Raw genomic sequence first — 26,104 nt, forward strand, 5'->3', positions numbered from 1 at the left:
GTAATTGGAAGTTTTGTAATTTTGGAAGAGGATGTGTATGATTGAAGTTTAATGGTAAATAGCAAGTTTAGTAAGGAGAGACAGCATGAGTATAATGAAAACGAAAAATGAAATAGAGTTAATGCATGAATCTGGAAAATTACTTGCTTCATGTCATAGAGAAATTGCGAAGATGATGAAACCAGGTATTACGACAAAAGAAATTAATACGTTTGTTGAAGCATATTTAGAACAGCATGGTGCAACGTCTGAGCAGAAAGGGTACAACGGATATCCATATGCGATATGTGCATCTGTAAACGATGAAATGTGTCATGCATTTCCGGCCGATGTTCCTTTAACTGAAGGTGATATTGTAACAATTGACATGGTAGTAAACTTAAATGGTGGTCTTTCAGATTCTGCTTGGACGTATAGAGTTGGAAAAGTTTCTGATGAAGCAGAAAAGTTATTACTAGTAGCTGAGAATGCTTTGTATAAAGGCATTGATCAGGCGATAATCGGTAATCATGTAGGAGATATTGGTTATGCGATTGAAAGTTATGTAGCAAGTGAAGGTTTTTCTGTCGCAAGAGACTTTACGGGACATGGAATCGGTAAAGAGATTCATGAAGAACCAGCAATTTTTCATTTTGGTAAGCCGGGACAAGGGCCTGAGTTACAAGAAGGGATGGTAATTACAATTGAGCCAATTGTCAATGTAGGTATGCGATATTCGAAAGTAGATTTAAATGGATGGACCGCGAGAACGATGGATGGGAAATTATCAGCTCAATATGAGCATACAATTGCGATTACAAAAGATGGATCAATTATTTTAACGAAGTTATAATTGGGAATGAAAGAGTTTACAAAACTCGAACGAAAATGATGATTTTATAAAATTTGTCCGTGTTTTATTAATAAAAGCTTTTCAAAGTATAAAAAATACGTTATAATCCTTCTATAAAATAAATAGTTAGCTACACTCATATAATCGCGGGGATATGGCCTGCAAGTTTCTACCGAAGTACCGTAAATACTTTGACTATGAGTGAGGACGAATATATTTGCTTGTTTAGCATTCTTTTTTTGCGAAACTCCAAAAGCGCGTCTCTCACTTGTAACGAGTGGTGGCAGCTTTTGGAGTTTTTTTATTGCATAAGAGGGGGAACAAACATGAAAGTATTACAAGAAAAGATTTTGAACGAAGGAAAGGTTTTATCTGGTGACGTATTAAAGGTAGATGCTTTTTTAAATCATCAAATTGATCCAGTACTTATGCAAGAAATCGGAAAAGAATTTGCTAAACGTTTTAAAGAAGAGAACATTACAAAAATCGTGACGATTGAATCTTCAGGTATTGCACCAGCGGTTATGGCTGCACTGGAGCTTGGTGTAAAAGTAATTTTTGCAAGAAAACGTAAATCGTTAACGTTACAAGATAATATGTATGTTGCAAGCGTATATTCATTTACAAAACAAGAGACGAATGAAATTTCATTATCTCGAAATCATATTGATGAAAGTGATCGCGTTTTAATTATTGATGACTTTTTAGCGAACGGTCAGGCTGCTTTAGGTTTAATGAGTTTAGTTGAGCAAGCAGGAGCAAGTATTGCTGGGCTTGGTATTGTTATTGAAAAAGCATTTCAAGATGGAGGAAAGAAGCTTCGTGAACAAGGCGTTCGTGTTGAATCACTAGCAGAAATTGCATCACTTGATAATAACGCAGTTACATTTGTACAGCAAGAAACTGCGGAGGTGAAATAAACGATGAAGCAACATCCAATTAAAATCGCATCGCTCGGTATGCAGCATATGCTTGCTATGTATGCGGGCGCAATTATCGTTCCGCTTATTGTGGGCGGCGGCCTAGGTTTAAATCAAAAAGAGTTAACGTATTTAGTCTCAATTGATTTATTAATGTGCGGCGTTGCGACAATTTTACAAGCATTATCAAATCGCTTTTTCGGTATTGGGCTCCCAGTTGTACTAGGTTGTACATTTACAGCCGTTGGGCCGATGATTGCAATCGGAAAACAATACGGCGTATCTTCTATTTATGGAGCAATTATTGCTGCGGGGTTATTCGTTGTTATTTTTGCGAAATTATTTGGAAAGCTTGTAAAGCTGTTTCCCCCTGTTGTAACAGGATCTGTCGTTACTGTAATTGGAGTTACACTTGTTCCAGCAGCAATTAATGATATGGCTGGTGGAGTAGGAAGTAAAGATTTCGGTAGTCTTGAAAATTTAGCATTAGCATTTGGTGTGTTACTATTTATCATCATTATGTATCGTTTCTTCGACGGATTTATTCGTTCAATCTCTATTTTACTAGGTCTATTGTTCGGTACAATCGTTGCAGCATTTATGGGGAAAGTAAGCTTGCAAGCGGTTGGAGAAGCAAATTGGTTCCATGGTGTTCAGCCATTTTACTTCGGTACACCAACATTTGAATTAACGCCAATTATTACGATGATTTTAGTTGCTTGCGTAGGGATTGTAGAAGCAACAGGTGTTTACTTTGCATTATCTGATATTTGCAATAAAAAGATTGGTGAAAAAGAATTAACAAAAGGTTATCGTGCAGAAGGATTAGCGATGGTGTTAGGTGGTATTTTCAACGCCTTCCCATATACAACATACTCTCAAAACGTAGGGCTTGTTCAATTAACTGGAGTAAGAAATCGCGTTATTATTTACACGTGTGGTGGTATGTTAATCGTTCTTGGGTTCATTCCAAAAATCGCAGCCATTACAACAATTATTCCGAAATCGGTACTTGGCGGTGCGATGTTAGCGATGTTCGGTATGGTAATGGCATATGGTATTAAAATGTTAAGCAGTGTTGATTTTGGAAGACAAGAAAACTTATTAATCGTTGCATGTTCTGTTGGGATTGGACTAGGGGTTACTGTCGTTCCAACATTATTCTCACAACTTCCAGAAAGTATTCGTATTTTAACGGATAACGGAATTGTACTTGGAAGTGCATCAGCAGTATTGTTAAATATCGTATTTAATATGGTGCCGCAGCGTAAAGTGAAAGTAAAGGATGAACCAGTTCCGATACAAAGTGCGGTAAGAGAAGCATAAAAAAGCAAGGTCTCACTACGAGACCTTGCTTTTCTTTTTAAGTGGCATCATCTTTCCGTACGTACCAAGGCGCCATATATACTCAAGTGGTCCGTATTGGTAACGTGACAGCCACCAGCGGCTAATAAAGATTTGCAGCGTGTAGAAACCGATGCAAAATAGTGGTCCTACCCATAATGGAGCAAGATAATCATTTTTGAACAATATTCCGAATACAAGCAACGTAACAATTGTATGCGAGATATAATTTGTTAATGCCATTCGACCAACGTACTGGAACGGACGTAATATCTTTTGCCATTTTTCTTTTTGTAATAAACGCATGAGCGTGAAAATGTAGAATATGAATAATGTCTTTCCGCTTATCATCGTAATACCCATAAGTGAAAATGGTGTGTATGGTTGATTGTTCATAAAGAAGTAAACCATAATAAACCACATCGGTAATGTTAAAATGAACATAATGATTTGCCATTTCTTTAGTTTTGGATCTAATTCTTTCGCACGGCGGAAAATATCTTTTTTACCGGCATATAATCCGAGTAAAAACAATCCTAGTGTTTCAGGAAGCATAATAAGACTGTTACTTATTGCTTCAGAGTAGAAAGAATAGAATCGGTCTGTGATTTGTAAGCCCCAGTTTTCTAACGGCATAATTGCTGTGGAAAGGCCTAACTCCTCTACTGGCACGATTAACATGACAAGAGAACCTAATAATGTGAACAATTGCATGAAACTTAATAGTACAACTGACCATATTAAAATAGTACGTGGCTTTCTTTTGTAAAATAAAAATAAGAAAAACCCGGTAATTGCATAAGTATGTAAAATGTCTCCGTCCCATAAAAGAACGTAATGTAAGAAACCAAATAATAATAAAATAAGTAAGCGACGAACAAATAAAGTTTTTGGTCGATCTGTTTTCGCCTCAGCACGATTCATAAAAATATAAAAACCTAATCCGAATAAAAACGAAAAAATGGTATAAAATTTCGTTTGAATAAACATATCGTAAAATAGGCGAATGTAGCTGTCTATCCCTTCGTAAATTCCTGTAATATCACGGGAGTCGACTCCGGCGATAACAGGCCAGTTAACAAGAAAAATACCAAGTACAGCTATTCCTCTAATAATATCGATGGAGTGTATCCTCTCGCCTTGTGAAATATTTTGTGTCATTATTTTCCTCCTTGTTAAGTAATTCCCTTTTATTATACAAAATGTAAGATGGAGGGTATAGGGTGGATTTCCATTTTTTTTAACTATTAAGTTATGTAAGATGAGATATAATAAGAGTGCACAACAAGTTTTAATCTTCTTCAAAACAGGCAGTAAAGCTCCTTCTTATAAGGGGCTTTCTTTATGAAAAGTGTTGATAATGATTCTCTTTAATGATAAAATGTATTCAAAAGTGATAATCATTATCAAAAAAGGTTGGTGCACGAGTATGGTATATGCATTAGTAGCAGGTACAGTCGCTGTATATGCAGTTATTGCAAAGTATGTTTTAAATGGAGTAGGAACAGCAAAATGAGTGATATTACATAAAATCCCTTTCATTTGTAAAAAGAATGAAAGGGATTTTTTATTTTTAATGAGAATATGCTGAAAATTTAGTATGATAGTAAAGTGAAACGGTAATCAATGAGAGGATGTATCTCCTGTTGATTATGAGCTCGCAAATAGCGGGGAAAAGTATATACATCTTGGATAAAGGGGAACAAGGGGATGACAAACATAGTACAGACAAACGGTATGAAAAAACTTGTTTGTTTTTATGAAGAGTGGCAAAAACACGGCGATGCAGAGAATAGCTTAAAGTTGTTTGAAGTGATTCAAAAATATAAACGAGAGCAGCTTATGATAGCATTCTGCGGTCACTTCTCAGCAGGGAAATCTACGATGATGAATCATCTATATAAAGCGCAGTTGTTACCGACAAGTCCAATTCCGACAAGCGCTAACGTCGTTAAAATTGAAAAGGGGTCTGATCGTGTTGTTGTAACGATTAAATCTGGAGAGCAGTACGAATATGACGGTGCATATTCAGCAGAAGAATTAAAACAAATTTGTAAAGATGGCGATGAGGTAATTGGTGTTCATATTTATCGAAATGATGCGCCAATTCCAGAAGGTGTTATGTTAGTTGATACACCAGGGATTGATTCAACAGATGATGCCCATCAACTAGCGACAGAATCAACGCTGCATCTAGCAGACGTAATTTTTTATATGATGGATTATAATCACGTCCAATCGGAAGTGAATTTACAATTTGTTAAAGAATTGAAACAACGTAATAAAACGGTTTATCTCGTTGTCAATCAAATAGATAAACATAAAGAAAATGAATTATCATTTGAGGATTATAGAGACAGTGTAAAACAATCGTTCTCTAACTGGGATATTGAAGTAGATGGAGTTTATTATACATCATTACGAATGATGAACCATCCACATAATGAACTTGGAAACTTGGAAACATTAATTACTTCTATTATGAAAGAAAAAGAGCAGTATGTAAGAGCTGGAATGGAGCGAGAAACAGAATATTTAATGGGAGAACATGTCTCGTTTATTCTTTCTGAAAATGAAAAAGCTCTTTTGAAATATGAGGAAGAGTTAGCATCACCGCTTTCCATTTCAGAAATAGTTGAAAAGAAAGAAGAGCTAACGGAAATGAAATATCACGAGGCTAATAAAGAGTCTCAAATGAGAAATGAATTTATAAAAGGCTTACAAGCTATATTAGATAACGCGTATTTAATGCCATTTGAAATGAGAGAATTGGCAAATGCGTACTTAGAAACGAAATTAACAAAATTTAAAGTTGGTTTGCTATTTGCGAAAGGAAAGACTGAGCAAGAAAAACAGAGACGTTTAGATGCTTTTTATGCTACTTTGCAAAAGACTGTCGAAACGCAACTTGATTTTCATGTGAAAGAATTTATTGTTGCCTTCTTAAAAGAAGAAGGGTTGTTTACAGAAGAGATTGGGAAAGACATATATGCTTTAGAAATTGCTTTTGGACCAGAAATGTTAGCGGAAGTAATTAAACAAGGTGCAGGTTTCACTGGTGATTACTTACTTCTTTATACAGCGGATGTAGCGAATGAATTAAAGAAACGTTATTTTACAAAAGCACAACAAATTTTTGATAAAAGTGCAGTCGTTTTAAAGCAAAAGGTGAAAGAAGAAGTTGATCGTATTGAAGAAGAGATTGAAACATATACGATGTTGCAAACGGCGAAAGAAACACAATTGCAATACAGTAACAATTTGGAGGCATATGAAGGCTATTTACAAAATGTTTGGCATGAGCGTGTTGCTACACCAGAAGGGTTGCAAATAGATGAGATATTGCAAAGGGAAAAGCAAATTGTTAGTGAGAAATTTACACTACAAGAGCAGGAAGTTGTAAATGATAACGTAGCGGCTCATGAGGAAGAGATAAAAGGAACGGCAGCTTTAAATATTCAGCGTATATTAGAGAAAGTGAAGAAAGCTGAAACGATATTAGAGCCGTTGCCAGCGCTAAAACATGTACAGCAAGAGGTAATAGAAAAAAGGCGCCGTGTGGAAACAAAACAATTTACAGTGGCATTATTCGGAGCTTTTAGTGCTGGGAAATCATCATTTGCCAATGCGTTGCTTGGTGAGAAAGTACTTCCAGTGTCACCAAATCCGACGACGGCAACGATTAATCAAATTTTTCCAGTTACAGAGGAAAAACCACACGGAACAGTAATGGTTCAATTTAAATCAAAGCAAGCCTTATTAGAAGATATGAAAGCTGTTTATAAGCTATTTCATTATGAGATTACTACGTTAGATGAAGCGTTAGAACAGATTGATAAAGTTATGAAATACCCTTCACCAACTGGGAAGCAAAAAACAACATTTAGTTTTTTACGAGCAGTACAAAAAGGGTATGATACAGTTTCTGCACATTTAGGTGAGCAAGTACAAGTTACATTAGAAGAGTTTTCTGATTATGTAGCGAATGAAGAAAAATCTTGTTTTGTTGAGTACATGGAGCTTTATTATGATTGTGCATTAACAAGGCAAGGAGTAGCGCTTGTAGACACACCTGGAGCGGATTCTATTAACGCCCGCCATACAGACGTTGCGTTCCAGTATATTAAAAACGCAGATGCTATTTTGTTTGTCACGTATTATAATCACGTGTTCTCTCGTGCTGACCGTGAATTTTTAATTCAGCTTGGTCGTGTAAAGGATACTTTTGCTCTTGATAAAATGTTCTTCTTAATTAATGCGGCCGATTTAGCAGAGTCTGAAGAAGAACTTGAAATGGTAAAAGGTTATATCGCAAACCAGCTACTGCAATACGGTATTAGAAATCCACGTTTATTTGCAATTTCAAGTTTATGTGCGCTTGAAGAGAAACAAGGAAAAAATATTGAGAAAGAGAAGTACGGTATTTTACAAAACTCTGGGATTGCTAAGTTCGAGGAATCATTTACATCCTTTATGATGAGAGATTTAATGCTCGTATCTGTTCATGCTTTATATGGTGCATTGCAAGGGGCAGATCAGCTGTTAGTAAATATGATAAATGGTGCAAAGCAGGGGAATGAAGAGAAAGAGAAGCAAACGAAAAAATATGAAGCAGAGCGTGATCAACTACTTCATATTATTTCATCATATAGTGTGCTTGCTGAAGAACAGGCGATGCAAAATGAAGTGAAAGAATTGCTTTATTACGTGCAACAACGTCTATTCCTACGCTATAACGATGTGTTTACTGAATTTATTAATCCAGCATCGCTTCGAACGGATGGAAATGTGAAAGTGCAGTTGCAGCAGTGTGTTATGGAATTAGTAGCATTTATTCAGCATGATTTATTACAAGAAATGCGTGCGACATCATTACGCCTTGAAAGATGGATAGATGAAGCGATGAAGCGTGCAAAGAATGAAATTGTGGTGAACTGTAAAGTAGAAAATGAATCAATTTCTATGAATGGAACAGTGGAATATGAATATAAAGATATTACACATAAAGAACCGTTCCCTTCAGTTGAAATAAAAGATTTCAAAAAAGCATTGGCACACTTTAAAAACGAGAAAAGCTTTTTTGAAAAGAATGACAAAGCCTTTATGCAAGAAGACGCTAAATCTGTATTAGAACCTCTCGTATCAAACTATGTAGCTGATGAAAAAGATTTATTTGTTCATCATTATAAGCAAGAGTGGGATTTGAAATGGAACTTATTCCAAAAAGTGATGCAGCAAGATGTGATGAATTATTATGAAAGTGTATTATTTGCATTGGCTGAAACGATTGATGTATCACTATATGAACAAAGTAAAGAACAATTGCAAAAGCAATTAGTAGAGATTGAAAAAGAAATGTATGTGATGTAGTCGTTATGAGAAAAAGATTCGTTCGATTTTCTTTTGTAGTACCGTATCTAAAGATTTGACAAATCCAGCAAATTCATCGGTAGAAATCATATGAGTAAGAACGAGTCGTCTGCCGTCTGGTGTTTCACCGCATAAGACGAACGAAGAAAATTCATATGTTTTATTTTCTACTACTAATTTTGGATAGGAATACGTGTCGCTCTTCTTCTTCTTTCCATCAATAGAGATGACGTTGCATTTTTTCTCATTGTTGTCCATGGTGAATCCCTCCTTTCTATTACTTATGGTAGACAAGGAGGGTTTAGAACAATAGAGAAGGGGGAATTTTTTATGACTGTTGTAATAGAACGTATTTCAAAAGAAGCTATACCGAAGTCTTTATTACTACTTGCTGATCCAAGTGAACAGCAAATTGGTGCATATGTACAAAGAGGATTAACATACGTAGCTAAGCAAGAGGATAATGTAATCGGTATATATGTAATTTTGGAAACAAGGCCGAAGACGATGGAAATTATGAATATTGCGGTTGTAGAGCATTTGCAAGGAAAAGGGATTGGAAAGAAGCTAATAAGTCATGCTATAGAAACTGCTAAAGGATATGGTATGTCAAAACTTGAAGTTGGTACAGGCAATTCTAGTGTTTCACAACTTGCTTTCTATCAAAAATGTGGATTTCGTATTTTTTCTATTGATTTTGATTACTTTTCGAAGCATTATGAAGAAGAGATTATTGAAAATGGGATTGTATGCCGTGATATGATTCGGCTTGCAATGGAATTAAATCAGAACGTATAACTTATTTAGGGGGAAGAGAAGATGGAAGTACATAAAGCAATTACAGCACATTCTCGTAAACAAAATGAAAGTGTAAAAGCATGTTTACAATTAGATGCGCAGCGTGAAGCAGCTATTGAAGCAGCCGTATCTCTTGCGTCAAATGGGAAAGAATTTTCGGTTGATGTCATTAATGTTGTAACGAAGCAAATTAATGCTCTTGCAAAAAATGGTGTTACACTAGAGCGTAAATATGTTACAAAAGAAATGGTTATGGAGTATGTAAGTCGTTTGAAAGAGAAAGAAGGTCGTTAAAGATGTTGGTTACAGTCGAATGGTTACGTGAGCATATAGAAGATGAGAACGTCCGTATAATCGATTGTCGTTTTGATTTAGCGAATCCTAATTGGGGTAGAGAAAAGTATGAGGAGGAACATATTCCTCATGCATTATATTTTGATTTGAATGTAGATTTATCAAGTCCTATAACAGAACATGGTGGTCGCCACCCGTTACCAAATATTGAGGAGTTTGCAGACAAGCTGTCGCGGGCTGGTATTGATGAACATACGACAGTGATTGCATATGACAGTGAAGCGGGTGCAAATGCTTCTCGTCTTTGGTGGTTATTAAACTATGTAGGACATGAGAAAGTATATATATTAGATGGTGGATTTCCAGCATGGAAAGAGAATGGACTACCGGTAACAACAGAAATTTCTGTTGCTAAACGAAAAGCATTCAAAGCAAATGTACAAAATCATATGCTTGTAACGATGGAAACGGTGAGAGAGAATATCTATGCAGGTGCAGATGTTACGTTAATTGATTCTAGAGAGCCAAAACGTTATGTTGGTGTAGAGGAACTTGTTGATCCGAAAGCAGGACACATTCCAACAGCAGTAAATTATTTTTGGAAGGATGGAATGCTACAATCAGGACAATTTAAGAATGAAGCTCAGCAACAAGAACGATTCCAAAACCTTTCGAAAGATAAGGAAACAATTGTATATTGTGGTTCTGGTGTTACAGCATGTCCAAATATCGTTGCATTGAAATTAGCTGGATTCCAAAATGTTAAATTGTATGCAGGTAGCTGGAGTGATTGGATTTCTTATCCAGAAAATCAAATTGCAAAAGAAGAAGATTAATCACTTGCATGCAAAAATAATTTGTATTAAAATAAGGTCACAAGCAAGAGATTGCTCGAAAAACTTTGTATTTTACACATTGGAAACAATGTGATAATATAACGACAAGTAAATAATACATCCTGCGGTGTGCGTAACTTATTTATGTCTAAAACCGATGTTAGTTATACGGAAGCTCAATATTTAGCGACCATCATCAAGCCTTCCTTGTGGAGGAAGATGTACGGTAACTGTGAGGGCATCCACCTGCGAGTAGCGGGTTTTTGGACATTTACGAGGAGCGGCACGTGCGGGGGTCTTATTTCAACTAACATTATATAAAATTCCTACGGTGTACGTAGCTTATGCATGTCTTAAACCAATAAGTTTAATATGGAAGTTCAATATTTAAATGTAGCTAACATGCCATCTTTTTAAGAAGGAAGTTACAAACATTTGTGAGAGCATCCACCTGTGAGAGCAGGTTTATGGACATCTAGAGAGAACGGCATATGTGGGGCTATATAAAAACCTTACGTTTTATACGTAAGGTTTTTTTGTTGTATACATATATCCATGTTATCTTGATTCACCTGTGAAGTTTCCGTAATAAATATAGCACTTTCTGTCTTCATCAATCTCTCTTGAATCTAAAGCAAACTCCATATGCTTGCGGTCTTGTTGAATATATATAATATCTGAATGCAGATATGGCAAGATTTCTTCATAGTTCCATACATCTTTACTTTCAATCAAGTTTGAACTTGTATCCTTTAGCTCTCTAATTTCAAAACCGATGTGGAAGTAAGTAGGATCTGAAGGATCGTTAGAGAAAGTTTCTTGTTGAATATATATAACTGCTGTTCCGTCTGGATCTACTGAAGTTGCAGTGACAACATATGTATTTTTATCTTTTATAAAATATTCACAAGTCATGCGTGCAATGATTTCAGAATTAGAAATATTTGCATAGTTCCATAAAGCTGGATACCCTTTCGTCTCATCATTAAGTCGGTATTCTAAGCGCATTTCATCACTCTTCTTCCTTTTTCTTCTACTTTATCATGCCATCCTATATAATAGGAATAGAATTTAAAAAGGGGAGTGCGAAGGTGACAAAAACGAAATGGTTAGTAGGTGGTGTCGTAACGTCTTTAATGACTGGCACCTTATTTGGCTGCGCACAAGATCTTCCCCCAAAACCGAATGATAAAAGTTGTGCAGATTGGGATTGGGATGATGAACTTGGGGTATGGCAGTGTGATGATAGTAGTTCAGGATATCGTGGGCATTATTTCTATGGCGGGAGATACTATCAAAATAAATCCACTTTCAAAAATTCATCTGCATTTAAATCTTATCAATCGTCTGCGGAATTTAAAGGTGGAATTGGAAGCGGTTCAAAGGGAGGATTTGGGGGCTAAAATATGTCGCAGTACATAAGAGAGCGAAAAGAGTTTTATTCGAAATATCCGGATTTCTGGTCGGATCTATATGAATGTGAGTATAGTTTATTTCATGTTTTCTCTATAACAAATGAGACTATGAAACAATTACAGTTAGCAACTGAACGAATGGGAAAAATATTTTTTAAGACTGCTAGACTTTTGCGTAATTTAAGTGACGAACAGCTTCTTGAACTTGGATTTCCTCCTGCGAGCTTATCGTTCATTAGAATGAAAGGATTATATCCTGAATCTGTTATTTCGCGGTTTGATTTCGTTTTAACAGGCGATAACCAAATTAAAATGCTTGAGTTTAATAGTGATACACCTACCTTTATTATGGAATGCTTTCAAATGAATGGGGAAGTTTGTAAAAAGCTAGGTTATGATGATCCAAACTTAGGCCAAGAGCGATTGCTATCCTCTGGTGTTACAAAAGCTATAATGGAAGCGACAAAGGGAATAGACAACCCAAATGTTGTTTTTACAGCGCATCATGAGCATATTGAGGATTGGAATACGACTATGTATTTGAGTCAGCTATGCCATGTTGAAAATAAAGTCGTGCCAATGTCAGAACTTAGAATTACAAAAGATGCTTTAGTGGATAGGGATGGAGTGCAAATTGATGTTTTATACCGCCAAACATATCCGATAGAAGATTTAATTGAGGATCAAGATCCTGAAACAGGAGATTTGGTAGGTGTGGAGTTGTTGCAACTTGTAAAAGCCGGAAAGCTTTTTATCATCAATCCTTTGTCAGCATTTTTACTTCAGCCAAAATCAGTTCAGTGTCTTATTTGGGGGTTAGCAGAAGAAGAGGCCTTTTATACAAATGAGGAACGGCAGTGGATTAAAGAATATATGTTACCTACATATTTAGAACCAGATTTATTTTTAGGAAAAGGTTCTTTCGTTCAAAAACCTTCATTTGGTAGAGAGGGAGACACGATTACCATTCGTGATAAGGACGAAAATATTATGATTCAAAATGCACACCAAACGTATAAAGCGTCACTGCCGATATTTCAAAAGTATACAGAACTTCCAGTCATATCTTTGGAAACAGAGAAAGGGATGGAGAAACTGTCGTATGTGTTTGGTTCGTTTTTAATTGCAGGAAAAGCAAGTAGTATCGGTATTCGTGCTGGTGAAAAAATTACGGGGAATGAATCGTACTATTTACCAGTAGGTATAAAAAAGGAGGAAGTATATGATTAATTTTTTATTATATTTAGCAGTAACACTTGGTCTTTTATGCATAGGTCTTTTCCTGATGGAAGTGACAACGAAAGTAAAAGAATTTAAGTTAATGGCCCAAGGGAATAAGGCAGTAAGCTATGTACTTGGAGGACGATTACTTGGGTTAGCTATTGTTTTATATTCAACAGCAGCTAATTCCATTTCACTTCTTGATATGGTTTCGTGGGGAGCGGTTGGGATTTTGGCTCAAATTATCGTCTTTTATTTAGCTGAGTGGCTTACACCACGCTTTAATATAAATAAAAGTCTTGAAGAAGATAATCAAGCGGTCGGTCTTTTTCTTATGTTTTTATCGCTTTCAATTGGGATTGTAATTGCTGGTTGTATAACTTATTAAAAACTTTACGTTTAAACGTAAGGTTTTTATTTTTACTAATTTTAAAATATGTGCTTCATTCATTTGATACGTAGAAAGAGAAATCGTATGTATATGAGAGGGAGTTGTTGTAATAAGGAAAAGATTCCATTCAAGGTGTTGACATCTATTTTAAATAAGAGTAACATTTTCTATGTAATAAAAATAAGTCTCTGTTAGGTGAGGCTCCTGTATAGAGAAATGCTACTGCCCAAAAATGTCGAGAGACGCCAATGGGTCAACAGGAATGATCGAATTAAGGTTTTTCTTAACGTAGCTGGTAATGTACCTATGCTATACAGTGCTAAAACTCGGCGAGGGAGAGGTCCGTAGATTTCTAATTGTATTAGGAATCGTTTATTTGTGTATGTCATGGCCTTTACTCTTTTCGGAGTAAGGGTCTTTTTGTTACAAAGCTATGAGTAATTTCATAGTATAAACTATAAAATAAAACGAGGAGGTGAGGAGCATGTCAAATTCTGACTCGGTTCCGTTACCCATATACTTCAAATCAAAAATATATGATGTAGGCAGGAAACGACTTGTTCCTCCCTCTATATTTATCATCATGTAGCGTTTATATGTATGTTTAGGCGCTAGACACTTTCACCGTAAAGTGGATAAATTGAGAAACAAAGCGTTTCTTCCTACGTTGTAAAGGAGGAGACGATAATATGTTATATGCAAACAAAACTGTGGGTAACACGTCATATAAATTAAGCAAAAAATCAATGAAAGAACAAACGATGCTTCAAAAAAATAAAGATTTATTAATTGAAATCGCAACGAGAGATGTAAAATCTGTATTTGCGTATTTTAAAACAACAAGAGATGGATTGTCTATGAAAGAGGCACAAAAACGTATTCAAGTATACGGCCGAAATGAATTAACTTCAAAAAGAGCTCGTATTGCAGAAGTGATGATGAAGCTAGGTGGAATGATCCCAGGTTTTTCAAAACAACATGTGAGAGATGGATTACAATGTGAGAAGATTACTGTGTCTCGAGTAGAATGTTCTAGTGTAACAGGTTTAAACGGTGAATTAAAAATGATGGATTTGCCAGTACAAGAGCTTGTTCCAGGAGATATGATTTTCCTTTCAGAAGGTGATACAGTACCAGCAGATGTACGTATCATTTATGCAAATGATTTATTAGTAAATGAATCTGTGCTAACAGGAAACGATGCAAGTGTTGAGAAATTTGAAAGTTGTTATCATCTTGAACGCAAACGATTTATTCCTTTGAAAAGAATGAAAGACTATAATCCACTTGAACTTGAAAATGTATGTTTCAAAGGGACGTATATTGTTAGTGGAAATGCAAAAGCTGTAGTAGTTTCAACTGGGAAAAATACGTATACAGGGATTCTTCATACTTGTTGTAGTAAAACGTCTTAATGTGTAAATGATGCTAAATATACAAAAACAATGTATAATAGACAAAGTTGAAAAACGTAGAATGGTAATCTATTTATATAACCTTACGTGATGACGTGGGGTTATTATTTTTTTTGGTAGGAGAGGAATTATGAAAAAAGTATTATTAGTTGATGGTATGGCACTATTATTTCGTGCTTTTTATGCAACAAGTGTCTACGGGCAGTTTATGAAACGACAAGATGGTACCCCTACAAACGGGATTCATGGTTATATGAAACATTTATTAACGGCAATGCAAGCAATTGAACCGACACACATCGTAACATGCTGGGATATGGGAAGTACAACATTTAGAACAGAGTCGTTCTCAAATTATAAAGCGAATCGTGCAGCGCCACCTGAAGAATTAATTCCGCAATTTGATCTAGTGCAAGAAATGACTGCGAAATTATCTGTTCCAGTTATCGGCATGAAAGGGTATGAAGCGGATGATTGTATCGGTACACTAGCAAAACAATACTGCAATGAAGCGGAAGTTTATATTTTAACAGGTGATACGGATTTACTTCAACTTGTTGATAAGAACGTTACAGTTATGCTTCTGCGCAAAGGAATTGGAAATTACGAGTATTACACACCGGAGAAAATTATGGAAGAAAAAGGTGTAGAACCGTGGCAAATCGTGCATGCGAAAGCTTTCATGGGAGATACGAGCGATAATTACCCAGGTGTAAAAGGTATCGGTGAAAAAACAGCGTATAAGCTTATTCAAGAACATGGTACAGTAGCAACTGTACTAGAAAATGTGGCATCATTAACGAAAGCGCAACGTACGAAGATCGAAAGTGATTTAGAGAATTTAAATATTTCATTACAATTAGCGCAAATTCATTGTGAAGTTCCTATTTCATGTTCACTAGAAGAAGGATTACACACAATAGATGAAGAAAAATTACGATTCGTTTGTGAAGAAATGAATTGGGGAAGACCTGAAATATTAATCAATATGCTGTAAATAGTTTAGAAAGAAGGATGTTGCATGAGTCGAACTTTGACTAGGTGGCACCTTCTTTTTTATTTTGGAACACAGTATGTAAGTTAGCGAAAGTATATGAAACTGCGCTAGAAATATATATAAATATTTCGACAAGGTAATTGATATAAGATGGCGTAAATGGCGAATTATGTAATGAAATAAAGCGATTAGAAAACTGCTTTAGAAGGAGCTCTTTTTTCGTGTTCACAAAGTTGTCAGAAAATAAATGTAATTTTCATATGAAGTTCAAATGGAATTCACAACAATCAATTATTATAAGAACAACCAGATAATTCTTTATCTTTTATCCCACTTTAATGGGCAGTAAGACCCCCCACTGATTAAAGTTTCACTTTATATAAACCATCCCCCAAGGAGGACAATAAAATGAGAAAAAAAGTGAGAAAATCTTTTAAACAACTATTAATTGAAAATAAACAATCACTATTAAATAATAAAGAAAATATGAAAGAAATTGAGGAACGAATTGAGAAACGACATGTCACATATAGTGGCTCTAGCAACTAAATAAGGTAAAAAAGATAGCCGATAAAGGCTATCTTTTTTTGTTTTATATTGAAATAACTATATTCTCTTCTTTAATTTTTGTAAATATACAACATATTTTCATAGTGTTTTTCTACCAATTTTTTTCATTTTTCGAGGTTGAAATTGGTATATATCAATTAAAAAGATTAACTATTCATAATATTGCAAAAAATGTTACAATACATTCAAAATTACGCTATAAATCATTTTAATATGAAAAATTGGAATGAAAAGAAAGGAGAGGAATATGAATAATGGTGTCGCTTTGAAATGATTATTATCATTTCATTAGGAGTTGATATAAAACGATGGATAGGTATGAAGAACTGGATTCAATTCGAGGAATTTCCTCATTGGTAGTAATGATTGGTCATCATTTAATGATTTTTTCAGTATTTCAAAATTACAGTTATGAAGATAATAAACCATTTGTTATGTATCTATTAAAAGAAACACCTGCTCGTCTAATTTTTAGTAGTGGTAACGAATCTGTTATTATCTTTTTTGTTTTGAGTGGATTTGTTTTGTATAGATCCATTCAAAACAACTACGATAGTTATAGGTCCTTCCTTTTAAAGCGTATATGCAGAATTTATATTCCATATATCGTAGCAATACTGATAGCTATTTTATGCCAAACTACAATGAGTAAATATGGAATTTCTGATTTAAGTGAATGGTTTAATCGCTCATGGACGCTTGAAAGTTCTTTAAGCCTAATCGTGCAGCATATATTATTGGTTGGGAAATATAATACAGATGCATATAACGGCGTAATTTGGTCACTTGTTCATGAAATGCGAATATCAATAATTTTCCCGTTAGTTTTGATGGTTTGTTTACGAAAAACGTTGAGGGATTCGTTATTGACATTGTTTAGTTTTAGTATATGTTCTGTCGTGATTCTATTGTTATTTCATTCAAGTTTAACATTAACAAGCTATGCATTAACCCTGCATTACACAGTACTGTTTTTACTAGGGGCACTAGTTGCGAAGTATAAAAATAATGTAATAGTTTTTTATAGTAATCGTACTAAAAATGAGAAAATTGCATGGTTTTTATTAGCGATTTTACTTTATATGTATGAAGGGCTTATCGGAGAAATTAAAGTGCTCAATAATTTTATATTGCGAGACTACGTAGTAGCGATAAGTGCATGTTTATTTGTCATATTAAGTTTAGCAGTATCAACTTTGTCATCGTTGCTGCGTAATAAATACTTGTTATATTTGGGGAAGATTTCTTACAGTCTTTATTTATACCATATCATATCGTTATTTTCCCTTATATACATGCTTCATGAAATATTGCCGTTGCCTATCATTTTAATTTTTTCACTCGTTTTTTCATTTATACTTGCAATGCTTTCGTATATATTTGTAGAAAAATTTGCATTCAGAGTCGGAAAGTATGTAACAAAGCAAGCGAATAGAAAGAAGAAAGAGTTATCTGTAAAGAATGATGTGCAGAATATGAATCAGACAAAGGCGGTGAAATAATTGAAGCAAGAAATTAGTATGAAGGATTTTCAACAGTTATTGAAAAGAAGGATAGTAACAATTATTTTGACGATGTGCTGTTTAACTGTTTCTCTAATTCTTATCTCTATGTACGTATTAAAGCCTTCATATCAATATTCAACACAAATTCTCGTTGGGAATTTAGATGAGTTTAATAAGGAAAATTCAGCAAATAAAACACAGGAAAATAAGCAACTCGTAACTTCGTATGTTGATATTTTAAAAAGTCCACTTATTATTTCAACCGTCAAAAAAACTTTGAAATTAGAGCAATCAAGTTACGAATTAGCTCAAAAGATTTCAGTAGTGAATATGGACAATTCACAAATTGTTACTGTTACAGTAAAAGATTCGGATCCTCAAATTGTAAAAGAAATTGTAAAGTCACTGGCAGAACAATCTCAAAAAAGCTTTCAGCAGTATACGAATGTACAGGGAGTAAAAATATTAACTGACCCTGAGTTACAGGAAAAAGCTGAAAAACTGTTTCCGAAATTTCAACTTATTATCCCTATTTCTTTACTTGTTAGTTTTTTTGTTGGGGTAGGTTTAGCTGTATTTCGAGATTATTTTGATGAGCGTATATACGTCGAACAAGATTTGGAGAAAATAACAACAATCCCTGTTATTGGTTACATAAATATGAAACCGAAAAGAAAAAAGAAATCTACAGAAGTTGATCCGCAATCATCTATATATCGAGGTGAACATGTCGATGTTTAAGACAAAGAAACGGCTTCCATTTGACCCGCATGATACTTTAATGAAAGAGCAGTTTTATACGCTGTATCACGAGTTAAAAAAATCGGGGAAACAAGTGTTCACAATTAGTTCAACGAAGGATAGAGGCGTTGTTGCCTCGTTTATAGTCAATATAGGGCTAGTATTTGCAGAAATGAAAAAAAAGGTGTTACTTATCGATGTGAATTTTTCCGATCCTAAGCTACATCTATTATTACAAAGCAACCATACGAAAACAGTGAATGATATAATAAGCGATCCCTCCTGTAGTTATGAAACTTTCTCTAGTAACTTATCTAAATACTTATATTGTATTCCTGCAAAAAAAACAGTACACACCGGTACACCTTTAGTTGCTACAGATGAATTTGATGATGTAATTGCAAAATGGAAGGAAGATTTTGATTACATTTTCTTGTATTCCTCTGAAGTATTTGAGCTTCCTGCTACGCACATGATTGCAGGGAAATGCGATGGAGTGGTCTTAGCAGTTAAAAAGAGAAAAGATTCCCTACGTACTGTGCAAAAAGTGATAGCGAATATAAAGAAGAAAGAATGTGAATTAATAGGTATAGTTTTATATTCTTGAATGTGGGGGTAACGATTTATGATTCGTGAAACAAATCAAGCCAAGTTGTATACGATTCCGGCCCAAGAAAAGACCAGTATTTTGAATCGAAGTATAAAGCGCTTGTTTGATATTATATTTTCACTCATATTGTTATTAGTTACGCTGCCAATTATGTTGTTTTTTTGTATTATAATTGTTTTCGAAACAGCAGGAGCTCCAATTTATTTTCAAGAACGTTTAGGCATGAATGGGAAGAGATTTAATGTATTTAAATTAAGGTCGATGGTAACAGATGCTGAAATAAATGGACCACAATGGGCAGATGAAAATGATCCAAGAATTACTAAAGTTGGATCATTTATAAGAAAAACGAGAATTGATGAATTGCCGCAACTTTTCAATATTTTAAAAGGCGATATGTCTTTTGTTGGACCTAGGCCAGAGAGAGAGTATTTTTATAAACAATTTGATACGTATATTCCAGAATTCAAAGACCGCTTAATCGTGAAACCAGGGTTAACAGGATGGGCACAAATAAATGGAGGGTATAATCTTGATGCAAAAGAAAAATTGAAGTTGGACATGGAGTATATTGAAATGAAAACGATCAGGATGGATATTCGTATTTTATGTAAAACTGTTTTAATTGTATTGAACCGTAATGGTGCAAGATAAATATATGTAAGTAGGTTGCTTGCAAAGGAGAACAGGTATGGGTAGATCTATTTTAAATAATATTATCCATCTATTTTATAGCACAATTTTAGCTAATCTTCTTCAGGCTGTGAGTTTAATTGCTTTAGCAAATTTTTTTAATGCACAAAATTATGGGATGTTTAGTGTTGCTATAGCAGTGACGTTTTTTATGTTATTTTTTACAGATTTAGGACTAACGAATACGTTTCTTCGAGAAGGGGCAAAAGATGGAATAGACTTAGAGATGATTTTATCGTCGTATATAAAGGTAAGGATGATTCTACTTATTTTTATTTCTATAATCGGCTATATTGCTATTCATTATATGTATGCGGATAGAAATTTGATTTATATGATGATAAACGTAATGTTTTTCATGTTAATAGGATTAACTTGGCAAAATATAGGGATTGCCTACTTTCAGCTAACGGAGCGTATGAAGTATATAGCACTTATTAAAGTTGTATCAGCGGCAGTTGTCATTATCATTACATGTTTTTGTATTTTCGGAGAGTTACCAGTTTATATAACTGCGCGTTTATATGGATTTGGTTATATGATTGGTGGTATATGCAGCATATATGTAATGAAAAGAAAGACGAATGTGAATATGAAAGTTGTAATTCATAAAGCGTTGTTTTGGCAAGTGACACCTTTTATTATTAGTGGTTTTTTAATAATGAGTACGCCACAATTAGCACCTATCTTACTTAACTATACATTGCCATTAAGTATGGTAGGTGTTTTCGCGGTGGCTTATCGGATGCCAGCAGCTTTATATCAAGTACCAGGGGTGATTGCGGGGGCGTTTTATCCAGTGCTCTTTAAGCATTATAATCAGAATAAATTAGAAGAGCATACGAAATTAAACTTACTTCAAATAAAATTAATGGCGATCGTGGGAATATGTATGACAATAGGTTTATATTATTTAGCTCCATACTTTATTTCTATATTTTTTCATGAGGAATGGAGAAATACAGTAGAGCCACTCCAAATATTATCATTTCTCATTGTGCTGCAAAGTTTAAATATTGCTATAGCTGACGGCTTAACAACGAGTGGATGTCAAAATAAAAGAACAGTTGTGCAATGTATAGCATTAGTGATAGGTGGGATTATGCTTTATAGCTTTAGTAGTATTGGTGGGGTGATAGGAGCTGCTTATGCTATGGTTTTATTTGAAATTGTAGCTTTAGTTGGGTATATAGCAGTAAGTGTAGTGAAGGGGGAAATTGTATTTCAAATTGTCATACCTTATACGATTTATTTTGGCGTAACTTTTATTGGGGTGCAATATATGTTGCATACATATCATTTCATTGCGCTCGTTCTGAATACGTTAATCGTAGTAGTTGGTATATTCCTATATGATTATGAGCTAAAAAAACTTCTTCTTTCGTTTATAAGAAAAACACGCAAAAAGGATTATATTACGAAACAGGGGATATAGCCTATGGAAAATAATATGAAAATATCGATGAAATGGATCATGCTCTTAATATTATTTGTCATGTTAAGTAAATACAACATATATATTGGATTTTCGCTGAAGATATATATGATTTTTTTAGTCATATATTTTTGTGTAACAGTTAAAAACTTTCATATTCAAAAGCTATATTTTCACGAAGTTGTATTTTTACTATTTTATTTCATCTATTGTTTCAGTGGAATTCTTTCTATATATTTACATGCTAGTATTCGTATGATTTTTGGTGTGCTACTTGTTTTAGGTTGTTATTTTATAATGAGAAATTTAGTAGGAAATGTTGAAATAGCAGCACTTGAATCATCTATTGTCTATGTAGGAATTCTATTTAATATTGTAAGTCTAATACTGTATATAGTCGGTTTACAGCACTTTGGATTGTACGGTGGAGAAGAAAGAGAAATTTTTGCCGGACTATTAGTTGATAGAGGGTACCCAAGATTAATTGGTTTGCTAGATGATCCTAACATTTTTATTTTTTATAATACAATATTTTTTATGTATTATATGACAAACCTACATAATATGACGAACATTTTAGGATTGATTTTATGTGTTACGACAAGTTTATTAACTTTCTCAAGGGGAGGGATATTAGCACTTGTGCTCGTCGTTTTTGTATATGTATGTACATCTAGTTTTGCAAAAAAAATAAAAATAATAATGAGTTTACTATTGTTTGGTGTAGTGATCTTCAGTTTATCGAATAGTGTAATGGGTGGCCAATTGGATGATATATTGAATAAACGAATTTCTGATTTTTCGCATGATAATGGAAGTGGAAGATTTATATTATGGGAAGCTGCTTTTAAATATTATGTATCCAATCCATATATCGGAATTGGTGCGTTTAATTTTTCGAATTATTATGAGTTTCAATTTAATGAAAAATTATATGTGCACAATACATTTTTAGAAATTTTGTCTGAATCGGGTACAATTGGTTTTCTTTTATATAGCGCTTTTTTATGCATATTAATGTTTAAATTAACGCAGTATACTCTGTTTCGTGAAAAACCGTATCTTTTATTGACTATGATTGCATTTTTATTTCAGATGATGTCATTGTCACTCATTATTAACGAAGCGTTCTTTTTATTTTTAGCAATGGTTGTGAAGTACATTTCAATATATGAAGGAAGGGGAAAGGTAGATGGTAAAATGTCTATCAGCACATAATAAGGCGCCTCATGTTTCTGTAATAACACCTTCTTATAATAGTATACGATTTATAGGTGAGACGATTTTATCAGTACAAAATCAATCATATGAAAATTGGGAAATGATTATCGTTGATGACGCTTCAACTGACCAATCTGCTGCAAAAATTAAAGAGATAATAGAAGGGGACTCGCGTATTAGGCTAATATCGTTAAAAGAAAATGTTGGTGCTGCGAAAGCTCGGAATTTAGCGATTGAAGAGGCGAGAGGAAGATATATTGCTTTTTTAGATAGCGATGATATATGGTTGCCAAATAAATTGAAGACGCAATTGTTATTTATGGAAGAAATGAATGCGGCCTTTTCATATACATCGTATAGTTTAATTGATGAAAACGGTAACGGACTAAATCGAGAAGTGAATGTACCAAAATTTGTTGACTATCATCGTTTGGCAGGAAATACAATTATCGGTTGTTTAACAGTAATGATTGATCGGGAAAAAATTTCGCATATTGAAATGCCTAATGTACAGCCGGAAGATACAGCACTATGGCTAAACTTATTACATGAAGGGCATGAAGCGAAAGGAATACAGCAAGTGTTAGCGAAGTATAGAATTGTAGAGAATTCTGTTTCGAGAAATAAAATGAGAGCGGCTTTTCGGTATTGGAAATTATTAAAGGAACAAAAACGATTGAATGCAGTGCAAATTTTTTACTATTTTAGTAAGTATGCTTTTCATGCCTATAGAAAAAATAAAATCAATGTAGTTGGGAAGACGCAGTTATGAATATATTGTTGATGACAGACAAATTGATAACTGGAGGAGCTGAAAGTTATTTCTGTAAATTGGAAAGCAATTTGCGTGATGAGAACTTTACAGTTTATACAGCTGCAGGTGATGGAGAACTATATGAATCTCTTACTAGAAAAGAAAATTTCATGTTGCTTAGTCGATGGAATCATTTGAGAAATATTTATTACTTGCGAAGAGAAATTTGTGATCGAAAGATAGAAATTATTCATGCAAATAGTTTACGAATGGTTTTATATTCATTTCTACTTCAAAAGTCTATGAAAAAAAAGATAAAAGTCGTGTATACGAAACATAATGTAACGATATTAGAAAAGAAAATGCCAATTCTTTTTCGTTATTTCATGAATAAATATGTGAACAATATTATTACAGTAAGTGAGTTTGAAAAAAATAATTTAATTTCAATGCATGTAGCTGCAGAAAAAATAAAGACGATTTATAATGGTGTGGATATTGAAAAGTTTTTATTTCGGCAGAAAAAGACAGAATCTACTTATCATGTAGGGATATTAGCCAGATTATCCAAAGAAAAAAACCATCAACTATTTGTAAAAATTGCAAATGTGTTGAGAAAGAGAGATGATTTTAAGTTTTATATTGCTGGTGATGGACCAGAGAAAGAGTCTATTATGAAAGAAATAGAAAAGTATGGATTGCAGCAAAATGTAAAGATGTTAGGGAATATTTCGGAACCACATAGATTTATAGGGAATATGGATGCCCTACTTTTATTATCTTTTCGTGAAGTGTTTCCGATGGTGGTAATTGAAGCGATGGCCACAGGAACACCAATTATTTCAATAGATGTCGGCGGAATAAATGAAGCAGTAATAGATGGAGAATCAGGTGTTTTGATATCTGAATATTGCGAATCAGGATTTGTAAGTGCGCTTGAGGAACTAAAAGAGAATGAAGAAAAGGTGAATGGTATTAGACTGAAAGCACGAGAGAAAGCAGAGAGATATTTCTCGTTAACGAAAATGATAGAAGAAACGAAAGATTTATATGAATTAAACAAATGACTGTAGAAGTCGTTTGTTTTTTTTATTATAGAAACTTTTAAGATAAAACTCACATATTATATGAAAAAGGTAATATGAGGAGTGAATTTATTTTGTCAGAATATATTTCTTCCCAAGAAGATTGTGCACCAGAAAATAGCGTTCATATTGATTGTTTTGGAGCAGTTCCAAACTCGGGAAATGATAGTTCATTAGCAATTCAGCAAGCTATAAATTATTGTGTAGCGAATCGAATTTCGACGGTTAGAATTACAGGGGTAAATACGTACAAAATTGTAAAGCCGGTTGTTGTTAAATCAAATGTAAGATTAGAGCTAGATCCTACTGTAACACTACAAATCGATGGAGATTTTAATGCGTTCGAATTGCAACAAAATGCGTCTATAACAGGTGGTACAGTTCAAGTTATAAATCCACTGTTTCAATCTGCAGTTATTTATGTTTCCGGTTCACAACAAATAGAAGTTCCTAATCACTCTCTTATATCAAATATAAATATAATAAATGCAACGTCGTCATATAAAGGAAAGGCTATACACTTTTATTGTCAAAAAGCATGGGACTATATTAGTTTTTTTCAAGTCAACTTTATTCAAATTAAAAACTTTCAAACTGCAATACATTTAAAGACAGAATTTATAGATGATATAAATACCCCTTGCTGGATTAATGCAAATGTATTTCAATCTATATTTATTGATGGATGTCAGTATGGGATAGAAGTAGATGGAAATAGTGATTTGCCAAATGAAAGTTCAGGTAATACATTTCATGATATTCAAGTACAATGTAGACAGCAAACGAAAAAAGTAATTCGTTGTACGGGCGCTTATAATACATTTGATTGTATGATCTGGGATACGTACCGGATGAGTAGCGAACAGATTGTCATTGAATTTTCTTCTAATTCGCATCGTAACTACCTTTTTTCGAATTTACTTTCCACAACTATTGTAGATAAAGGACAATACAATGTTTGTAAGTCTACCTATGAAGAATCTCTTCGGATTCAGTTGCCGATTACATTAAATAAACCACATTTAATAGGGAACCAAGATGATATATTAGTAAATGCTCAGCAGAAGTATACTGTTAAGCAAGTAAGTGGGAAATTACCTTACGGGGGGAATCTTGCAAATTGTTTTAATTTAATAGATGAACAAAGTGTAAACTATATCGATGTTCCGGATAGTAATCCAGTTGTGATTGAATTAGATTTTACGAAAAATCCAATCCAAATGTTGAATTGTTTTGGCATGTATTTTGGATGGGGAGAGAGTCCGAAGAAAATTAAAATTGAGTATGCATTAAGTGCAACTGGAAATTGGGTTGTTGCATCGGATGTTCCATTAAATGTAGGCGACACAATTATATCGAATATGAAGGCGAGTCAACTATATAAAGCGAGAATTACACTGAGTGGTTATGTTCAAGACCATAAACGTTTTCGAATTAATCGTATATTTGCGAGATCTTCTATGGAAAATGGGAATGCTTGGTTAGCAACAACAGGCGGAAGAATGTTTGGAGATATTGAAATAGAAGCAAGTAAAGGTATCATTATGAAGACTGTTAGTGGAGCGAAATGGAAAGTAACAATTAATGAGGCAGGCCAACTTATTACGACTAAATTAACTTGAGATGATGCTCGGTTATAAATGCTTGGACGAGTTAT

26 protein-coding genes, 2 other RNA genes and 2 riboswitches are annotated in these 26,104 nt (G+C 34.0%); of the genes, 25 read left to right on the forward strand and 3 right to left on the reverse strand.

The annotated features are described in order from the left end of the window. Positions 1 to 85: 85 nt before the first annotated feature. The 3 genes from MR070_RS05620 (at position 86) to pbuX (ending at position 3,078) form a co-directional block, all read left to right on the forward strand. Positions 86 to 832, forward strand: a complete 747-nt coding sequence (locus tag MR070_RS05620; RefSeq protein ID WP_242260736.1) for a type I methionyl aminopeptidase — start codon at positions 86 to 88, stop codon at positions 830 to 832. A gap of 116 nt (positions 833 to 948) precedes the next feature. Continuing rightward, a riboswitch (purine riboswitch) is annotated at positions 949 to 1,050 on the forward strand. A gap of 108 nt (positions 1,051 to 1,158) precedes the next feature. Continuing rightward, positions 1,159 to 1,752 carry a xanthine phosphoribosyltransferase gene (locus MR070_RS05625; RefSeq protein ID WP_000866495.1) on the forward strand — a complete coding sequence of 198 codons (594 nt, stop codon included), beginning with the start codon at positions 1,159 to 1,161 and terminating at the stop codon, positions 1,750 to 1,752. A gap of 3 nt (positions 1,753 to 1,755) precedes the next feature. Then, on the forward strand, positions 1,756 to 3,078 hold the full coding sequence (pbuX, locus tag MR070_RS05630; protein WP_139895787.1) for a xanthine permease PbuX: 1,323 nt from the start codon (positions 1,756 to 1,758) through the stop codon (positions 3,076 to 3,078). A gap of 15 nt (positions 3,079 to 3,093) precedes the next feature. Here the strand turns inward: pbuX and MR070_RS05635 are convergent, their stop codons facing one another. Next, positions 3,094 to 4,257 (reverse strand): DUF418 domain-containing protein, encoded by a 1,164-nt coding sequence (locus tag MR070_RS05635; RefSeq protein ID WP_144660181.1) that lies wholly within the window; start codon positions 4,255 to 4,257, stop codon positions 3,094 to 3,096. A gap of 199 nt (positions 4,258 to 4,456) precedes the next feature. On the opposite strand from MR070_RS05635, the gene MR070_RS05640 reads away from it, so the two are divergent. Together MR070_RS05640 and MR070_RS05645 are read left to right on the forward strand one after the other, a co-directional pair. Continuing rightward, positions 4,457 to 4,612: a hypothetical protein gene (locus MR070_RS05640; RefSeq protein WP_000600129.1), complete on the forward strand. Its 156-nt coding sequence runs from the start codon at positions 4,457 to 4,459 to the stop codon at positions 4,610 to 4,612. A gap of 194 nt (positions 4,613 to 4,806) precedes the next feature. Next, entirely contained in the window at positions 4,807 to 8,466 is a 3,660-nt protein-coding gene (locus tag MR070_RS05645; RefSeq protein WP_242260738.1) for a dynamin family protein, read from the forward strand. A 3-nt stretch (positions 8,467 to 8,469) separates the two neighbouring features. Here the strand turns inward: MR070_RS05645 and MR070_RS05650 are convergent, their stop codons facing one another. After that, complete coding sequence (locus MR070_RS05650; RefSeq protein ID WP_000369740.1) at positions 8,470 to 8,724, reverse strand: DUF3931 domain-containing protein; 255 nt, start codon at positions 8,722 to 8,724, stop codon at positions 8,470 to 8,472. A gap of 72 nt (positions 8,725 to 8,796) precedes the next feature. On the opposite strand from MR070_RS05650, the gene MR070_RS05655 reads away from it, so the two are divergent. The 5 genes from MR070_RS05655 (at position 8,797) to ssrS (MR070_RS05675) (ending at position 10,898) form a co-directional block, all read left to right on the forward strand. Next, positions 8,797 to 9,264: a GNAT family N-acetyltransferase gene (locus MR070_RS05655; RefSeq protein WP_044790378.1), complete on the forward strand. Its 468-nt coding sequence runs from the start codon at positions 8,797 to 8,799 to the stop codon at positions 9,262 to 9,264. Between the two features lie 21 nt (positions 9,265 to 9,285). Then, complete coding sequence (locus MR070_RS05660; RefSeq protein ID WP_000451811.1) at positions 9,286 to 9,558, forward strand: YpbS family protein; 273 nt, start codon at positions 9,286 to 9,288, stop codon at positions 9,556 to 9,558. Between the two features lie 2 nt (positions 9,559 to 9,560). Further along, positions 9,561 to 10,394, forward strand: coding sequence for a sulfurtransferase (locus MR070_RS05665; protein ID WP_000961783.1), 834 nt, complete (start codon positions 9,561 to 9,563; stop codon positions 10,392 to 10,394). Between the two features lie 116 nt (positions 10,395 to 10,510). Beyond that, a non-coding RNA gene (gene ssrS / locus MR070_RS05670) (6S RNA) lies at positions 10,511 to 10,693 on the forward strand. 21 nt (positions 10,694 to 10,714) lie between these two features. Next, a non-coding RNA gene (gene ssrS, locus MR070_RS05675) (6S RNA) lies at positions 10,715 to 10,898 on the forward strand. A 54-nt stretch (positions 10,899 to 10,952) separates the two neighbouring features. On the opposite strand, the gene MR070_RS05680 is transcribed toward ssrS (MR070_RS05675), so the two are convergent. Then, complete coding sequence (locus MR070_RS05680; protein ID WP_242260740.1) at positions 10,953 to 11,402, reverse strand: hypothetical protein; 450 nt, start codon at positions 11,400 to 11,402, stop codon at positions 10,953 to 10,955. Positions 11,403 to 11,485: 83 nt separating this feature from the next. On the opposite strand from MR070_RS05680, the gene MR070_RS05685 reads away from it, so the two are divergent. The 15 genes from MR070_RS05685 to MR070_RS05755 all read left to right on the forward strand — a co-directional run bounded on the left by MR070_RS05685 (position 11,486) and on the right by MR070_RS05755 (position 26,069). Further along, on the forward strand, positions 11,486 to 11,797 hold the full coding sequence (locus tag MR070_RS05685; RefSeq protein WP_000169020.1) for a hypothetical protein: 312 nt from the start codon (positions 11,486 to 11,488) through the stop codon (positions 11,795 to 11,797). Positions 11,798 to 11,800: 3 nt separating this feature from the next. Beyond that, positions 11,801 to 13,039, forward strand: coding sequence for a glutathionylspermidine synthase family protein (locus MR070_RS05690; RefSeq protein WP_138322231.1), 1,239 nt, complete (start codon positions 11,801 to 11,803; stop codon positions 13,037 to 13,039). Next, positions 13,032 to 13,418: a DUF350 domain-containing protein gene (locus MR070_RS05695; RefSeq protein ID WP_000606860.1), complete on the forward strand. Its 387-nt coding sequence runs from the start codon at positions 13,032 to 13,034 to the stop codon at positions 13,416 to 13,418. Before MR070_RS05690 ends, MR070_RS05695 begins: the two co-directional genes overlap by 8 nt. A gap of 183 nt (positions 13,419 to 13,601) precedes the next feature. After that, a riboswitch (M-box (ykoK) riboswitch) is annotated at positions 13,602 to 13,767 on the forward strand. 343 nt (positions 13,768 to 14,110) lie between these two features. Further along, on the forward strand, positions 14,111 to 14,836 hold the full coding sequence (locus MR070_RS05700) for a P-type ATPase actuator domain-containing protein (RefSeq protein ID WP_000964970.1): 726 nt from the start codon (positions 14,111 to 14,113) through the stop codon (positions 14,834 to 14,836). A gap of 130 nt (positions 14,837 to 14,966) precedes the next feature. Then, positions 14,967 to 15,833, forward strand: coding sequence for a 5'-3' exonuclease (locus MR070_RS05705; protein WP_000757053.1), 867 nt, complete (start codon positions 14,967 to 14,969; stop codon positions 15,831 to 15,833). A 408-nt stretch (positions 15,834 to 16,241) separates the two neighbouring features. Continuing rightward, on the forward strand, positions 16,242 to 16,382 hold the full coding sequence (locus MR070_RS05710; RefSeq protein WP_001228049.1) for an FbpB family small basic protein: 141 nt from the start codon (positions 16,242 to 16,244) through the stop codon (positions 16,380 to 16,382). Positions 16,383 to 16,711: 329 nt separating this feature from the next. Continuing rightward, positions 16,712 to 17,905: an acyltransferase family protein gene (locus MR070_RS05715; RefSeq protein ID WP_000376426.1), complete on the forward strand. Its 1,194-nt coding sequence runs from the start codon at positions 16,712 to 16,714 to the stop codon at positions 17,903 to 17,905. Beyond that, on the forward strand, positions 17,906 to 18,649 hold the full coding sequence (locus tag MR070_RS05720; protein ID WP_000806895.1) for a YveK family protein: 744 nt from the start codon (positions 17,906 to 17,908) through the stop codon (positions 18,647 to 18,649). After that, on the forward strand, positions 18,636 to 19,256 hold the full coding sequence (locus MR070_RS05725) for a CpsD/CapB family tyrosine-protein kinase (protein ID WP_041184092.1): 621 nt from the start codon (positions 18,636 to 18,638) through the stop codon (positions 19,254 to 19,256). The genes MR070_RS05720 and MR070_RS05725 overlap by 14 nt, the downstream gene beginning before the upstream one ends. Positions 19,257 to 19,274: 18 nt before the next feature. Then, positions 19,275 to 19,913: a sugar transferase gene (locus tag MR070_RS05730; RefSeq protein WP_044790373.1), complete on the forward strand. Its 639-nt coding sequence runs from the start codon at positions 19,275 to 19,277 to the stop codon at positions 19,911 to 19,913. A 37-nt stretch (positions 19,914 to 19,950) separates the two neighbouring features. Further along, positions 19,951 to 21,387: an oligosaccharide flippase family protein gene (locus MR070_RS05735; protein ID WP_044790372.1), complete on the forward strand. Its 1,437-nt coding sequence runs from the start codon at positions 19,951 to 19,953 to the stop codon at positions 21,385 to 21,387. Between the two features lie 3 nt (positions 21,388 to 21,390). Continuing rightward, positions 21,391 to 22,605: an O-antigen ligase family protein gene (locus MR070_RS05740; RefSeq protein WP_242260742.1), complete on the forward strand. Its 1,215-nt coding sequence runs from the start codon at positions 21,391 to 21,393 to the stop codon at positions 22,603 to 22,605. Next, a complete protein-coding gene (locus MR070_RS05745) occupies positions 22,580 to 23,380 on the forward strand; it encodes a glycosyltransferase family 2 protein (RefSeq protein ID WP_000237688.1) in 801 nt (266 codons plus the stop codon). Before MR070_RS05740 ends, MR070_RS05745 begins: the two co-directional genes overlap by 26 nt. Next, complete coding sequence (locus MR070_RS05750; RefSeq protein ID WP_001023695.1) at positions 23,377 to 24,429, forward strand: glycosyltransferase family 4 protein; 1,053 nt, start codon at positions 23,377 to 23,379, stop codon at positions 24,427 to 24,429. The genes MR070_RS05745 and MR070_RS05750 overlap by 4 nt, the downstream gene beginning before the upstream one ends. A gap of 92 nt (positions 24,430 to 24,521) precedes the next feature. Then, positions 24,522 to 26,069: a glycoside hydrolase family protein gene (locus MR070_RS05755; protein WP_070805642.1), complete on the forward strand. Its 1,548-nt coding sequence runs from the start codon at positions 24,522 to 24,524 to the stop codon at positions 26,067 to 26,069. The last annotated feature ends 35 nt before the right edge of the window (positions 26,070 to 26,104 follow it).

This window comes from Bacillus cereus group sp. BfR-BA-01453 (assembly GCF_022662915.1).
In the GTDB taxonomy this organism is placed as follows: domain Bacteria; phylum Bacillota; class Bacilli; order Bacillales; family Bacillaceae_G; genus Bacillus_A; species Bacillus_A paranthracis.

Bases quoted from the DNA above. Each gene is read 5' to 3' on its own strand.
- MR070_RS05725 (WP_041184092.1), top strand. From the start codon at position 18,636: ATGTCGATGTTTAAGACAAAGAAACGGCTTCCATTTGACCCGCATGAT.
- MR070_RS05650 (WP_000369740.1), bottom strand. From the start codon at position 8,724: ATGGACAACAATGAGAAAAAATGCAACGTCATCTCTATTGATGGAAAG.
- pbuX (WP_139895787.1), top strand. From the start codon at position 1,756: ATGAAGCAACATCCAATTAAAATCGCATCGCTCGGTATGCAGCATATG.
- MR070_RS05660 (WP_000451811.1), top strand. From the start codon at position 9,286: ATGGAAGTACATAAAGCAATTACAGCACATTCTCGTAAACAAAATGAA.
- MR070_RS05745 (WP_000237688.1), top strand. From the start codon at position 22,580: ATGGTAAAATGTCTATCAGCACATAATAAGGCGCCTCATGTTTCTGTA.
- MR070_RS05750 (WP_001023695.1), top strand. From the start codon at position 23,377: ATGAATATATTGTTGATGACAGACAAATTGATAACTGGAGGAGCTGAA.
- MR070_RS05710 (WP_001228049.1), top strand. From the start codon at position 16,242: ATGAGAAAAAAAGTGAGAAAATCTTTTAAACAACTATTAATTGAAAAT.
- MR070_RS05640 (WP_000600129.1), top strand. From the start codon at position 4,457: ATGATTCTCTTTAATGATAAAATGTATTCAAAAGTGATAATCATTATC.
- MR070_RS05665 (WP_000961783.1), top strand. From the start codon at position 9,561: ATGTTGGTTACAGTCGAATGGTTACGTGAGCATATAGAAGATGAGAAC.
- MR070_RS05700 (WP_000964970.1), top strand. From the start codon at position 14,111: ATGTTATATGCAAACAAAACTGTGGGTAACACGTCATATAAATTAAGC.
- MR070_RS05655 (WP_044790378.1), top strand. From the start codon at position 8,797: ATGACTGTTGTAATAGAACGTATTTCAAAAGAAGCTATACCGAAGTCT.
- MR070_RS05625 (WP_000866495.1), top strand. From the start codon at position 1,159: ATGAAAGTATTACAAGAAAAGATTTTGAACGAAGGAAAGGTTTTATCT.
- MR070_RS05730 (WP_044790373.1), top strand. From the start codon at position 19,275: ATGATTCGTGAAACAAATCAAGCCAAGTTGTATACGATTCCGGCCCAA.
- MR070_RS05740 (WP_242260742.1), top strand. From the start codon at position 21,391: ATGGAAAATAATATGAAAATATCGATGAAATGGATCATGCTCTTAATA.
- MR070_RS05645 (WP_242260738.1), top strand. From the start codon at position 4,807: ATGACAAACATAGTACAGACAAACGGTATGAAAAAACTTGTTTGTTTT.
- MR070_RS05690 (WP_138322231.1), top strand. From the start codon at position 11,801: ATGTCGCAGTACATAAGAGAGCGAAAAGAGTTTTATTCGAAATATCCG.
- MR070_RS05680 (WP_242260740.1), bottom strand. From the start codon at position 11,402: ATGCGCTTAGAATACCGACTTAATGATGAGACGAAAGGGTATCCAGCT.
- MR070_RS05705 (WP_000757053.1), top strand. From the start codon at position 14,967: ATGAAAAAAGTATTATTAGTTGATGGTATGGCACTATTATTTCGTGCT.
- MR070_RS05715 (WP_000376426.1), top strand. From the start codon at position 16,712: ATGGATAGGTATGAAGAACTGGATTCAATTCGAGGAATTTCCTCATTG.
- MR070_RS05735 (WP_044790372.1), top strand. From the start codon at position 19,951: ATGGGTAGATCTATTTTAAATAATATTATCCATCTATTTTATAGCACA.
- MR070_RS05695 (WP_000606860.1), top strand. From the start codon at position 13,032: ATGATTAATTTTTTATTATATTTAGCAGTAACACTTGGTCTTTTATGC.
- MR070_RS05635 (WP_144660181.1), bottom strand. From the start codon at position 4,257: ATGACACAAAATATTTCACAAGGCGAGAGGATACACTCCATCGATATT.
- MR070_RS05620 (WP_242260736.1), top strand. From the start codon at position 86: ATGAGTATAATGAAAACGAAAAATGAAATAGAGTTAATGCATGAATCT.